This window comes from Jatrophihabitans endophyticus, assembly GCF_900129455.1.
Lineage (GTDB): Bacteria > Actinomycetota > Actinomycetes > Mycobacteriales > Jatrophihabitantaceae > Jatrophihabitans > Jatrophihabitans endophyticus.
The window spans coordinates 726569-739328 of the sequence record NZ_FQVU01000003.1; the positions used below are offsets into that span (position 1 = coordinate 726569).

At 75.0% G+C, this 12760-nt stretch carries 12 protein-coding genes; 9 read left to right on the plus strand and 3 right to left on the minus strand.

The window, feature by feature from the left end; genetic code table 11:
- Window positions 1–11 precede the first annotated feature (11 nt).
- Complete coding sequence (locus tag BUE29_RS13620) at window positions 12–530, minus strand: amino-acid N-acetyltransferase (RefSeq protein ID WP_073391167.1); 519 nt, start codon at window positions 528–530, stop codon at window positions 12–14.
- A gap of 110 nt (window positions 531–640) precedes the next feature.
- Here BUE29_RS13620 and rimO point away from each other — a divergent pair, with 110 nt between their 5' ends.
- The 5 genes from rimO to BUE29_RS13645 all read left to right on the plus strand — a co-directional run bounded on the left by rimO (window position 641) and on the right by BUE29_RS13645 (window position 4858).
- Entirely contained in the window at window positions 641–2065 is a 1425-nt protein-coding gene (rimO, locus tag BUE29_RS13625; RefSeq protein WP_073390841.1) for a 30S ribosomal protein S12 methylthiotransferase RimO, read from the plus strand.
- A gap of 176 nt (window positions 2066–2241) precedes the next feature.
- Window positions 2242–2850 (plus strand): CDP-diacylglycerol--glycerol-3-phosphate 3-phosphatidyltransferase, encoded by a 609-nt coding sequence (gene pgsA, locus BUE29_RS13630; protein ID WP_073391168.1) that lies wholly within the window; start codon window positions 2242–2244, stop codon window positions 2848–2850.
- Window positions 2851–2983: 133 nt separating this feature from the next.
- Window positions 2984–3400 (plus strand): helix-turn-helix domain-containing protein, encoded by a 417-nt coding sequence (locus BUE29_RS23510; protein ID WP_084181027.1) that lies wholly within the window; start codon window positions 2984–2986, stop codon window positions 3398–3400.
- Between the two features lie 204 nt (window positions 3401–3604).
- Window positions 3605–4345, plus strand: a complete 741-nt coding sequence (locus BUE29_RS22840; protein WP_073390842.1) for a TetR/AcrR family transcriptional regulator — start codon at window positions 3605–3607, stop codon at window positions 4343–4345.
- 3 nt (window positions 4346–4348) lie between these two features.
- Entirely contained in the window at window positions 4349–4858 is a 510-nt protein-coding gene (locus BUE29_RS13645) for a hypothetical protein (RefSeq protein ID WP_073390843.1), read from the plus strand.
- A 6-nt stretch (window positions 4859–4864) separates the two neighbouring features.
- Here the strand turns inward: BUE29_RS13645 and BUE29_RS13650 are convergent, their stop codons facing one another.
- Together BUE29_RS13650 and BUE29_RS13655 are read right to left on the minus strand one after the other, a co-directional pair.
- Complete coding sequence (locus BUE29_RS13650; protein ID WP_073390844.1) at window positions 4865–5686, minus strand: DNA-formamidopyrimidine glycosylase family protein; 822 nt, start codon at window positions 5684–5686, stop codon at window positions 4865–4867.
- A gap of 3 nt (window positions 5687–5689) precedes the next feature.
- Window positions 5690–10246, minus strand: coding sequence for an ATP-dependent helicase (locus BUE29_RS13655; protein WP_073390845.1), 4557 nt, complete (start codon window positions 10244–10246; stop codon window positions 5690–5692).
- A gap of 407 nt (window positions 10247–10653) precedes the next feature.
- On the opposite strand from BUE29_RS13655, the gene infC reads away from it, so the two are divergent.
- The 4 genes from infC to BUE29_RS13675 all read left to right on the plus strand — a co-directional run bounded on the left by infC (window position 10654) and on the right by BUE29_RS13675 (window position 12756).
- Entirely contained in the window at window positions 10654–11235 is a 582-nt protein-coding gene (infC, locus tag BUE29_RS13660; protein WP_073390846.1) for a translation initiation factor IF-3, read from the plus strand.
- An 86-nt stretch (window positions 11236–11321) separates the two neighbouring features.
- Entirely contained in the window at window positions 11322–11516 is a 195-nt protein-coding gene (gene rpmI / locus BUE29_RS13665) for a 50S ribosomal protein L35 (RefSeq protein ID WP_073390847.1), read from the plus strand.
- A gap of 78 nt (window positions 11517–11594) precedes the next feature.
- Window positions 11595–11993, plus strand: a complete 399-nt coding sequence (gene rplT / locus BUE29_RS13670) for a 50S ribosomal protein L20 (RefSeq protein WP_073390848.1) — start codon at window positions 11595–11597, stop codon at window positions 11991–11993.
- Window positions 11994–12000: 7 nt separating this feature from the next.
- Entirely contained in the window at window positions 12001–12756 is a 756-nt protein-coding gene (locus BUE29_RS13675; RefSeq protein WP_073390849.1) for a TrmH family RNA methyltransferase, read from the plus strand.
- The last annotated feature ends 4 nt before the right edge of the window (window positions 12757–12760 follow it).

Consider the following 12760-nt stretch of genomic DNA (forward strand, 5'->3'; position numbering starts at 1 on the left):
GGCCGGACCGCTCAGCCGTCCAGGTGCAGCAGCATGCGGGTGTTGCCGAGCGTGTTGGGCTTGACGTACTCGAGCCCCAGGAACTCGGCCACGCCGGGGTCGTAGGAGCGGCGCAGCGCGTCGTAGGTGTCGTGGTCGACCGGCGTGCCGTCGATCTCGCGGAAGCCCGCGTGGCCGAAGAAGCGGGTGTGGAAGGTCAGGGCGAACAGCCGCGACAACCCGAGCTCCCGGGCCGTGGCGACGAGCGCGTCCAGCAGCAGCCGGCCGAGCTCGCGGTGGCGGTGGTCGGGATGCACGGCCAGCGTGCGGATCTCGCCGAGGTCGGCCCACAGCACGTGCAGCGCACCGCAGCCGACGACCACGCCGTCGAGCTCGGCGACGAGGAAGTCCTGCACGTCCTCGTACAACGCCACGAGTTCCTTGGCCAACAGCTTGCGCCCCGAGCCGGCGTAGACGTCGACGAGGGCCTTGATGGCCGGGACGTCGGCCGTGCGGGCCCGGCGGACCACGGGCGAGGACGGTGCGGACACGGTCACGACGGTAACGACGTCGTGCCGGCGCGAGGGAGGCGACCGGCTCGGCGGCTCGGGCGCCGTGGCGCGGGTAACCGGGGCGCCGTGGCGCGGGTAACCTGCAAGTCGTGTCAACGGCCGGTCGCAGCGTCGCGCTCGTCACCCTCGGGTGCGCGCGCAACGAGGTCGACTCCGAGGAGCTCGCGGGTCGGCTCGGGGCGGGCGGGTGGGCGCTCACCGACGACGCCGAGGCCGCCGACGTCGTCGTGGTCAACACCTGCGGCTTCATCGAGTCGGCGAAGCAGGACTCCATCAACACGGTCCTCGAGGCCGCGGGCGAGCAGCGCAAGGTCGTCGCCGTCGGGTGCCTCGCCGAACGCTACGGCGACGAGCTCGCCACGGCGCTGACCGAGGCCGACGCCGTCCTGGGCTTCGACTCCTACGCCGACATCGCCGCGCGACTCGACGACGTCGCCGCCGGCCGCGCGGTGCAGACCCACCGGCCGCGCGACCGCCGGACCCTGCTGCCGGTCACGCCGACGCAGCGCCAGCCCGCCGCGGCCGAGGTCGCGCTGCCCGGTCACGCCTGGCACCCGTCGGCGTCGCTGCCCGCGACCGCGGTCCGCAACCGACTCGACGACGCGCCCGTCGCCTACCTCAAGCTCGCCTCCGGCTGCGACCGGCGCTGCACCTTCTGCGCCATCCCGTCCTTCCGCGGCGCGTTCGTGTCGCGCAAGCCCGCCGACGTCGTCGCCGAGGCCGGCTGGCTCGCCGGCACCGGCGTGCGCGAGATCGTGCTCGTCAGCGAGAACTCGACGTCCTACGGCAAGGACCTCGGCGACCTGCGCGCACTCGAGGCGCTGCTGCCCGACCTCGCCGACGTCACCGGCATCGAGCGCGTCCGGGTGTCCTACCTGCAGCCCGCCGAGACGCGCCCCGAGCTCGTCCGACGGCTCGCGACCACCCCGGGGGTCGCGCCGTACTTCGACCTGTCCTTCCAGCACGCGAGCACGCCCGTCCTGCGGCGCATGAAGCGCTTCGGCGGCACCGACTCCTTCCTCGACCTGCTCCGCCGCGCCCGCGACCTCGCGCCCGACCTCGGGGCGCGCAGCAACTTCATCCTCGGCTTCCCCGGTGAGACCGAGGCCGACGTCGTCGAGCTCGAACGCTTCCTGTCCGAGGCGCGCCTCGACGCGATCGGCGTGTTCGGGTACTCCGACGAGGACGGCACGGAGGCCGCCGGCTTCGCCGACAAGGTCGACCCGGACCTCGTCGCCGAGCGCAAGGAACGCATCCAGTCGCTCGCCGACGAGCTGGTCACCCAGCGCGCCGAGGAGCGCGTCGGCACACGCGTCGAGGTCCTGGTCGAGGACGTCGACGACGACGGCTCCGGCGAGATCGTCGGCCGCGCCGCCCACCAGGGGCCCGATGTCGACGGCGTGGTGCGCCTCGTCGGTGCCGAGGGTGTCGCGCGCGGCGCGATCGTCCCGGTCTTCGTGCTCGCCAGCGAGGGGGTCGATCTCGTCGCCGAGCCCGTGGGCGAACCGTGGTGACGCCCGACGAGCCGTCCGCCGGCACGCCGATCGTGCGCACGCCCGCCGCGCCGGTGCCGCCGCCGCAGCTGGCCACGCCGTCGGCCGGGCTGGGCCCGCCGGTGGGCCACGGCGCGCCGGGCAGCTCGACCCCGGCCGCCCGCGCGGCCGCGGCGCGTGCCGCCGCGGCGAACTCGTTGCCCCGGCTCACCGACGACCCGATCGGCGACCCGCCCGACCGCGTCTCGACCTGGAACGTCGCGAACGCGTTGACGATGTTCCGCCTCGCGCTCGTCCCCGTCTTCGTCTGGACGCTGTTCGCCGACGGTGGGCACGACACGACGTGGCGGGTGATCGCCTGGGCCGTCTTCGCACTCGCGTGCGTGACCGACACCGTCGACGGTGACATCGCGCGCAAGCGCGGACTCGTCACGGAGTTCGGCAAGCTGGCCGACCCGATCGCCGACAAGGCGCTGGTCGGGGCGGCGCTGATCGGGCTCTCGGCGCTGGCCGAGCTGCCCTGGTGGGTGACCGTCGTCGTGCTGGTCCGCGAGGTCGGGGTCACCCTGCTGCGGTTCTGGGTGATCCGCCACGGGGTGATCCCGGCCAGCCGCGGCGGGAAGCTCAAGACGCTGCTGCAGAACGTCGCGATCGGGTTGTTCGTGCTGCCGTCGTGGAGCTGGCTGCACGACGTCGCCTGGGTCGTCATGGCCGCCGCGATCGTCGTCGCCGTCGTCACCGGGGTGGACTACGTGGCCCGTGCGGTGCGGCTGCGACGGGAATCCCGGCTCTCCGCCGGGCGTTGACGAGGCGGGCTGTTCGCCAGGAGCGGACGGCCGCCACGCCTGGCCCGCGCGCCGACCGTCGCGGGTACGGTGAGAATTTGACGTCGTCGGGAGCCGCCGACGTGAGCCGACCCGGCGAGGGGGTAGTCCGCACATGGCAGTACTGCGCGAGGTCGTGGGGGACACCCTGCGGGGGCTGCGAATGCGCCAACGCCGCACGCTGCGCGAGGTCTCGGCGAGCGCCCGCGTCAGCCTGGGGTACCTGTCCGAGGTGGAGCGCGGTCAGAAGGAGCCCTCCTCGGAACTCCTGGCCGCCATCTGCGGCGCCCTCGAGGTCGAGCTGTCCGAGCTGTTCGCCGAGGTCAGCGACAGCCTGCGCCGCGAGGAGAAGCTGCTCGCCGCGCGTCGCGTGGCGCTCGTCGGCGGCGGTGCCGCGCGCATCGAGCCGGCCCGCGGCACCGACGCGACCGGCACGCCCGCCGTCGCGGGGAGCACGGCCGGCCCCGCATCGGCGTCGGCCTCCGGCGGCACCGGGGCACGGGTCCGCGCCCTGCCCACCGTCGCCGCCTGACGCGCGGCCGCGGCCCCTCGCGGGTCGCTCCCGACGGCTCGGTGCATGGTGTCGGCGGTCCTCGCTAGGCTCACGTCCGTCACATCAGTCACACGGGCACCAGATGCGCCGACCCGCCGCGACGCCTCCCGGCCGCCGCGGTGCACGCGGGTAATTTCCGCCGCACCGGGTCGGATCTCGGGCTTGCTCGGCAGGAGGCCACGCATGGACGGTTCGGCGAATCCGCTCTTCGACACCCTGTTCCGCCCGACGGTCGAACAGCCGCCCGCCCCGACGCCCCCGCCGGTCGCAGACGCCTCCGCGGCGCCCGTCCGGGTGACGGGCACCCGCACCCGCGCCGGGAACGCGATGAACCGCACCCGGGCCGCCCTGCTCGGCGGCGCCGCCCGCGCGGTGGCCGGCACCGGCACCCGTATCGCCATGGCCCAGGTCGCGACCTCGGCCGGGGTGGCGAAGGCGACGCTGTACAACCACTTCCGCACCCGCGACGCCGTGCTCGCGGCCCTCGTCCTGGACCAGGTGCGCCAGCTCGTCGACGCCCAGGCCGACAAGCCGCTGGCCGACGCCCTGGTCGACGCCGGCGTCGCGATCTCGCGCAACGAGGTCGCCCGCGGGCTGGCCGCCGTCGAGCCGGCCGCCCTCGCCGCCGTCGCCCGGATCGACGAGACGGCGCCGGCCTGGCAACTCGCCCGGCAGGCCGTCAGCGACAAGCTCGCCGACGCCGGTCGCGGTGGCGCCGACACCGTCCTGCGGTGGCTCGCGTCCTTCCTGCTCACGCCCGCCGCGGCCGCGCAGATCGCCGCCGATGTCGACGTCCTCGTCGCCGGGTTGCCGGTGGCCGACGACGACGCCGCCGACGACGCCGCCGACGACGCCCCGCGGACGACGAACCCGCTGGGCGCGCCCGCGACGCCGCCCGCGGCGGACGCCCCCCGCACGGCGTAACCGGTGTTCGGCCGGCGCGGTCGGCGGCGGGACCCGGCGGCGGTCGCCGACGACATCCGGCGCACGATCGCCCGGCTCGACGACCAGCGCCGGCTCGCGGCGCGGACGGCCGGCCGAGCGCTGGTCGGTCAGGCCGAGGTGCAGCGGGCGTGCGCCCAGCAGCTCGAGGCACTGCGCGCCGCGTTCGCCGAGGCCGAGGACGCGCAGACGCTGGCGCTGCGCGCCGCCCGTACCGCGCGCCGGGACGGGGACGCCGCGGTCGAGGACTACGAGCGGACCGCGGCCGGGCTGGCGTCGGTGCAGGACGCGCTGGGCCTGGCGACGCAGCCCATCCACGACCTGCTGGCCGCGGCGCGCGGCAACACCGAACGCGCCAGGGAGGTGCTCGTGCGCGCGCGGGCCGTGTTGGACGACCAGCTGCGCGAGCAGGTGCGGCTGCTGGTGGCCTTCGAACGCGCGGAGCGGCAGCGGGTGCTGCTCGCGATGCAGCGCGACGAGCACGGCGACCGCTGACCGGTCTCAGGCCGAGCGGCCCGACCGGGACGGTTCGGGTTGGCAGCTCGGGCACCAGTACGTGCCACGGGCCCGGGGTGCGACCCCCTGGTCACGGCGCTCGATGCGGGTGCGGCAGCGCAGGCACGGCTGGCCACCGCGCTCGTACACCCAGTGCTCGCGACCGCGCTGCGTGTAGCCGGTCGTCGACTGCTCCGGATGGTCACGGTTCATCCGCAGCACGCGCTGCGACGTCGCCACCAGGCCGGCGAGGTCGGGGACGTCGTCGACCCGCGTCCATGGGTGCACGTGCTGCATGAACAGCACCTCGCACTTGTACATGTTGCCGACGCCGGCGAGGTTGCGCTGGTCGAGCAGCGCCTCGCCGACGGTGAGGTCGGGGATGCGCAGCAGGTTGGCCACCGCGCGCTCGGTGTCCCAGTCCGGGCCGAGCAGGTCGGGGCCGAGGTGGTCGACGAACTCGCCCTCGCCGGCGCGCGGGACGAGGCGCAGGTCGTGCACCCGGTAGCCGGTGGCGAGCCACTCGGCGTTGCCGAGCAGCGCCCGGATCATGTGGTCGGGGTGACGTCGCGGCCGGGCGGCGCCCGCGGCGGACAGGTAGTACGAGCCGTCCATGCGCAGGTGGCTGTGCAGGGTCAGCGCGTCCCCGGGTCCGCCGACCCGGACGAGGATGTGCTTGCCTCGGGCCAGGACCTCGGTGACCGAACGCCCCCGCAGGTCGGTGGTGGCCAGCGCCGGCACGCGGAGGTCCCACGTGGTCAGCTCACGGCCGGCCAGCGCGCGGTGCAGCCGGTGGGCGGTGAGCCACACCGTGTCGCCTTCGGGCACCGCTCAGCTCCGCAGCCGCAGGCCGCGCGGGGTGGGCCGGAAGCCGGCCGAGGTCAGCGCGTCGCCGAGCGCGGACGCGGTGACCGGCGCGCCGTCGGCCCGCTCGACCTGCAGCCGCCCCAACGCGCCGTCGCGGACGGCCAGCGCGAGCGCGTCGGCGGCGGGCTGCAGCACGGCGGGATCCTCGCTGAAGGACAGCAGGGTGCGGCCGCCCCGCTCGACGTAGAGCACGCAGCTGCCGTCGACGAGCACGACGAGCGCCCCGGCCTTGCGCGCGGCCTGGTGCCCGCGCTTGCCGTCCTCGCCGGCGGGCGCCTGCGGGAACGGCAGCGCGGCGCCGTAGGGATTGGCGGGATCGGTGGCGGCGAGCACCAGCGCCGCGACGCCCTCGGCCGCACGGGTGTCGAGCGGCCGGGCCTCGGCGCGTAACCGGTCCACTGCCCCGGGCAACGCGAACTGGGCCGCGCCGAGCCCCTCGACGAAGTAGCCGCGCCGCGCGCGGCCGGACTCCTCGGCGGCCTTGAGCACCGGGTAGACGGCGGCGAAACCGCCGGCCACCCGCTCGCCGGCCACCGAACCCCGCGTGACCAGGCCGTAGCGGTCGAGCAGGACGTCGGCCGCGGCGAGCGCGCGCCGGGTGGCGTCGCCCTCGCGCGACGGCAGGGCCGACCAGCGCCCGCCCATGCCGTAGGGCGTCGGTCGGACCCGGGACGGGGCCCCGCCGGCCGGTGCGAGCCCGCTGTAGCGCCCGTACCGTCCGCGTCGCGGGGCGGCGGCCTTGCGGCTGTGCGCGGTGCGCCCCCGAGAACCCAGCAGCGAACGCACCGGCGCGAGGGTGTCGTTGGTCAGCACCCCGGACCACACGAGCTCCCAGACCGCGCGCACCACCGCCTCGTCGGTCTCGAAGGACTCGGCCGCCGCCATCGCGCGGTCGACCAGGGACTTGAAGAAGAGCGCCTCGTCGCCGGCGAGCGCGTCGCGCAGGGTGCGTGCGAGCGGATCGTCGACGTCGTCGGGCGGGGGCAGGACCAGCGGTGCGATCTCGGCCGGCGCGAGCATCACCCAGCCGTCGCTGCCGGCGAGCGAGCCGGCGCCGGCCCACACGACGTCGCCCGCGAGCGTCAGCTCGTCCAGCAGCGCGGGGGAGTAGCCCGCTACCCGGCTCGGCAGCACGAGGGTCTCGAGCGCGCTGGCCGGCAGGGCGACCCCGGCCAGCTGCTCGACCGCGCGCAGCACGCCGTCGGCGCCCCGGCTCGAGCGGGTGCCGAGCCCCTGCCACGCCGGGATGAACCGGGCCAGTGCCTCGGGCGGCACCGGCTCGACCTCCTTGCGCAGAGCCGCCAGAGACCGGCGCCGGACGGCCCGCAGGACCTCGGCGTCGCACCACTCGGTGGCGATGCCGCCGGGGCGGAACTCACCCTGCACGAGCCGCCCCGAGGCGGCGAGGCGCGCCAGCGCCGAACCGACCACCGCGACCCCCAGCCCCAGCCGGGCCGCGACGTCCTGGGCCACGAACGGGCCGTGCGTGCGGGCGTAGCGCGACACCAGGTCGCCGAGCGGGTCGCGGACCGGCTCGGTGAACGCCTCGGGCACGCCGACGGGCAGCACGCAGCCGAGGGCGTCGCGCACGCGCCCGGAGTCCTCGATCGCGAGCCAGCGTTCGTCGCCGGCGATGCGGACCCGGATGGCGCGGCGGCCCTCCTCGAGGGCGGCGAGGTCCTGCGCGGTCGCGCCGCGGGCGATCGCCTCGGCGGTCGCGAGGTCGCCGACCGCGCGCAGCAGGTCGTGCACGCCGTCGGGCCCGCGCGCACGGCGGTCCTCGGCGAGTCGGGTGATCTCCTGCTCGACCTGCGTGATCGCGTCGGGATCGAGCAGCTCGCGCAGGTCGGTGGCACCGAGCAGCTCGGCGAGCAGCGCGGAGTCGAGCGACAGCGCCTGCGCCCGCCGCTCGGCCAGCGGCGCGTCGCCCTCGTACAGGAACACGCCCACGTACCCGAACAGCAGCGAGCGCGCGAACGGCGACGCCGCCGGCGTCTCGACCTCGACCAACTTCACGGTGCGGCTGGCGAGATCACGCATGATGCCGACGAGACCGGGGACGTCGAAGACGTCCTGCAGACACTCGCGCATGGCCTCCAGCACCACCGGGAAGTCGCCGTACTCGCTCGCGACCTGCAACAGCTGGTTGGCCCGCTGGCGCTGCTGCCACAGCGGGGTACGCCGCCGCGGGTCGCGCCGCGGCAGCAGCAGCGAGCGGGCCGCGCACTCCCGGAAGCGTGACGCGAACAGCGCCGAGCCACCGACCTCGCCGGTGATCATGGCCTCGATCTCGTCGGGCTCGAACAGCGCGATGTCGCCGGCGGGTGGTTCGGCGTCGGTCTCGGGCAGCCGCAGCACGATGCCGTCGTCGGAGTGCATGGCCGAGACCTCGAGGCCGTAGCGCTCGCGCAGCCGGGCCGAGATCGCGAGCGCCCACGGTGCGTTGACCGGCGCCCCGAAGGGGGAGTGGATCACCAGCCGCCAGTCGCCGAGCTCGTCGCGGAAGCGTTCGACGAGGATCGTGCGGTCGTCGGGCAGGTGGTGGGTGGCCTCGCGCTGCTCGGCGAGGTAGGCGAGCAGGTTGGCCGTGCCCCACTCGTCGAGCCCCGCCGCCCGCGCCCGCGCGGTGGCGTCCTCGGTCGAGGACGAGGCGAGCTCGCGCAGGAACGCCCCCAGCGCGCGCCCGAGCTCGACGGGGCGACCGGGCTGGTCGCCCTTCCAGAAGGGCATCTTGCCGACCTCGCCCGGCGCGGGGGTGACCAGGACGCGGTCGTGCGTGATGTCCTCGATGCGCCAGGACGACGAGCCGAGCAGGAACACGTCGCCGACCCGCGACTCGTAGACCATCTCCTCGTCGAGCTCGCCGACACGGCGTCCGGGACCCTCGCCGCTGGCCAGGAAGACGCCGAACAGCCCGCGGTCGGGGATCGTCCCGCCGCTGGTGACGGCCAGGTGCTGCGCGCCGCGCCGGGCACTCAGCTCGCCGGTGACGCGGTCCCACACGATGCGCGGGCGCAGCTCGGCGAACGCGTCGGAGGGGTAGCGGCCGGCGAGCATGTCGAGGACGCCCTCGAGCGCCGAGCGCGGCAGCCCGGCGAAGGGTGCCGCGCGACGGACGAGCTCCTCGACGTCGTCGACGGTGAGGGTGTCGAGGGCGAGCATCGCCACGATCTGCTGCGCGAGCACGTCGAGCGGGTTGCGCGGGTAGCGCATCGACTCGATGGCACCGGCGCGCATCCGCTCCGCGACGACCGCGCACTCGAGCAGGTCGCCGCGGAACTTGGGGAAGATCACCCCGCGCGAGACCGCGCCGACCTGGTGCCCGGCTCGCCCGACCCGCTGCAGGCCGGCGGCCACCGACGGCGGTGACTCCACCTGGACGACGAGGTCGACGGCCCCCATGTCGATGCCGAGCTCCAGCGACGAGGTGGCCACCACCGCGGGGAGTCGACCGGCCTTGAGATCCTCCTCGACCACCGAGCGCTGCTCGCGCGACACCGACCCGTGGTGCGCCCGGGCGACCACGACCTCGCCCGCCGGCTGCCCCGACCCGGCCTGCGCCATCAGCTCGGCGGGCGCGCCGCCGGGCGGGGGAGCCGCCCCGGCGCGCTCGCCGGCCAGCTCGTTGAGCCGCGCGGTGAGCCGTTCGGCGAGGCGACGGGAGTTTGCGAACACGATCGTGGAGCGGTGGTCGGTGACGAGGTCGAGGACGCGTTCCTCGACGTGCGGCCAGATGGACGTGCGGCGTTGCGCGCCGGCCGCGGCGCCGCTCAGGTCGTCGTTGGGCTCGCCGATCGCCGACATGTCCTCGACCGGAACCACCACCTGCAGCTCGACCGACTTCTGCGACGGCGGCTGCACGATCGCGACGTTGCGTCCCCCGGCGAGGAACGTCGCCACCTCGTCGACCGGGCGGACCGTGGCCGACAGCCCGATCCGCTGGGCCGGTCGCTCGAGCAGGGTGTCGAGCCGCTCGAGCGAGACCGCGAGGTGGGCGCCCCGCTTGGCCGAGCAGACGGCGTGGACCTCGTCGACGATGACGGTGTCGACGCCGCGCAACGACTCGCGGGCCGCGGAGGTCAGCAGCAGGAACAGCGACTCGGGGGTGGTGATGAGGATGTCGGCCGGTCGCCGGGCGAACAGCCGCCGCTCGTCGGCGGGGGTGTCGCCCGAGCGCATCGCCACGGTGACGTCGGGCTCGGGCAGGCCCAGCCGCGCCGCCGCCTGCCGGATGCCGGTGAGCGGCGCCCGCAGGTTGCGCTCGACGTCGACCGCGAGCGCCTTGAGCGGGCTGACGTAGAGCACCCGGCAGCGTCGTTTGGGGTCGTCGGGAACCGGCTCGGCGGCGAGCCGGTCGAGGGCGGACAGGAACGCGGCGAGGGTCTTGCCCGAGCCCGTCGGGGCCACCACCAGCGTGTGGTCGCCGGCCGCGACCGCGTCCCACGCCCCCTGCTGCGCGGCCGTCGGCGCGGCGAAGGCGCCGTCGAGCCAGGCCTGCGTGGCGGGGGAGAAGCGGTGCACGGCACCAGTCTGCCCGCGGGGTCCGACAACACCGGCGGACCCGGCCGGGGGAATGCCGCGTCGGCGCCGGACGTTGACGCACGGTCGCAGGTTTGGGTCGGTCCCGGTGCCGCTGTTACTCTCGTACTGCGACCAGTCCCCGCTCCGGTGGGGACGTGCAAGCGGAAGCCCAGCAGCCTCCCACCCGTGCCGCCGCCCGCGGCGAGCCGGGTCCGGTCCACGGCGTGCCGATCCGTCGGTACGCCGGGCGTCGTCCGTCGACGCCGCGGACCGGTCGTGAGATGCCCAGGCCCCGTGCGCACCGCGCAGCGGGGCCTGTGTCTTGTGCAGCGGACTCCGCACCGCACCACACACGGCAATGAACACGGCGATGAACACGGCACCGCGACACCACCGTAGGAGGTCCCATCAGCTCCGAACCCAGGATCAACGACAGGATCCGCGTCCCAGAAGTACGGCTCGTCGGCCCCGAGGGCGAGCAGGTCGGCATCGTGCCGCTCGGCAAGGCCCTCGAGCTCGCCGCCGAGTCGGACCTGGATCTCGTCGAGGTCGCCCCGATGGCGCGTCCGCCCGTCTGCAAGCTCATGGACTACGGCAAGTTCAAGTACGAGAGCGCGCAGAAGGCGCGAGAGGCCCGGCGCAACCAGGCCCTCACCGTCATCAAGGAGATGAAGCTCCGCCCGAAGATCGACTCGCACGACTACGAGACCAAGAAGGGTCACGTCGAGCGATTCCTCAAGGCCGGTGACAAGGTCAAGGTCACGATCATGTTCCGTGGCCGCGAGCAGTCCCGTCCCGAGCTCGGCTTCCGGCTGCTGCAGCGTCTCGCCGAGGACATCACCGAGCTCGGCTTCGTCGAGTCCTCGCCGAAGCAGGACGGCCGCAACATGGTCATGGTCGTCGCGCCGCACCGCTCGGCGAAGCCGGTCAGGCTGCCGCGCCCCGCCGCGGCCACCGAGCCGGTCGAGGCCGCCGAGGCGGCCGAGTAGGCGGACCAGGCCGACCCCCGACGTGGCGGCCGCCGCGCCCGAGCGGCACCAACCCATCAGCACCACCGAGAAGGACACCGACACCGATGCCCAAGAACAAGACCCACAGCGGGATCAAGAAGCGGGTGCGCGTCACCGGTCGCGGCAAGCTGCGCACCGAGCGGGCCAACATGCAGCACAAGTTCGAGCACAAGTCGTCGCGGCACAAGCGTCGGCTCTCCGGGACGAGCGAGGTCGCGAGCCCCGACGTCCCCCGCATCAAGAAGATGCTCGGCATCTGAGCCTGCGGCCCCACCCCGATCCCACCCTGAGCACCGCGGCGACGACCGCCCGGCGCTCCCTGAAGCAAGGAACTCAACGTGGCACGCGTCAAGCGGGCAGTGAACGCCCAGAAGAAGCGCCGGAGCACCCTCGAAGCGGCCAGCGGCTACCGCGGCCAGCGGTCGCGGCTCTACCGCAAGGCCAAGGAGCAGCTGCTCCACTCCTCGACCTACCAGTACCGCGACCGCAAGGCGCGCAAGGGCGACTTCCGCCAGCTGTGGATCACCCGCATCAACGCGGCGGCCCGCGCGAACGACATGACCTACAACCGCTTCGTGCAGGGCCTGCGGCTCGCCGGCGTCGAGGTCGACCGCAAGGTGCTCGCCGAGCTGGCCGTCAACGACCCGGCCGCGTTCACCGCGCTCGTCGAGGTCTCGCGGGCGGCGGTCAAGGCCGAGGGCATCGGCGGCGCCGCCGCCCAGTCCCCGGCCGCCTGAGCCCGTCCTGCTCAGCAGTTCCAACGCCCGGCTCGCGGCCGCGCGCCGTCTCACGAGACGGTCCGCGCGGCGCGAGACCGGGCGTTTCCTCGCCGAGGGCGCGCAGGCGGTGCGCGAGGCGCTGGCGGCGGACGCCGTCATCGAGCTGTTCGCGACGGCCGACGCGATGGCGCGGCACCCGGACCTCACCGGCGGGGCGACCGAGATCGCACCGAAGGACGCCCTCGCGCTGTCGGAGACGGTGACGCCCCAGGGCCTCGTCGCCGTGTGCGAGCTGGCGCAGCCCTCGCTCGCGGACGTGCTGGCCCGCTCGCCGCGGTTGCTGGCCGTGCTCGTCGAGCCCAACGAGCCCGGCAACGTGGGCGCGGTGGTGCGCACCGCCGACGCGGCCGGGGCGGACGCCGTCGTGCTCACCGGCGGCGTCGACGCCGGCAACGGCAAGGCCGTGCGGGCGAGCGCCGGCAGCCTGTTCCACCTGCCCGTCCTCACCGCACCCGTCCAGGCGGTGCTCGCCGGCGGCCTGCGAACCCTGGCGACGAGCGGCGGCGCCGCCCGCGACCTCGACGACCTGAGCGACGACGGGACGCTGGCCGGGCCGACCGCCTGGCTGTTCGGCACCGAGGCGCACGGGCTGCCCGAGGACGTGCTCGCCGCCGCCGACGAGACCGTCCGCGTCCCGATCCACGGCCGCGCCGAGAGCCTCAACCTCGCCGCGGCCGCCGCGGTGTGCCTGTACGCGAGCGCCCGGGCACAACGGCGGTAGCGTT

What these genes read in the sequence shown, in the direction of transcription:
- BUE29_RS23510 (WP_084181027.1), top strand. Translation starts at nt 2,984, where the DNA reads ATGGCAGTACTGCGCGAGGTCGTGGGGGACACCCTGCGGGGGCTGCGA.
- BUE29_RS22840 (WP_073390842.1), top strand. Translation starts at nt 3,605, where the DNA reads ATGGACGGTTCGGCGAATCCGCTCTTCGACACCCTGTTCCGCCCGACG.
- rpmI (WP_073390847.1), top strand. Translation starts at nt 11,322, where the DNA reads ATGCCCAAGAACAAGACCCACAGCGGGATCAAGAAGCGGGTGCGCGTC.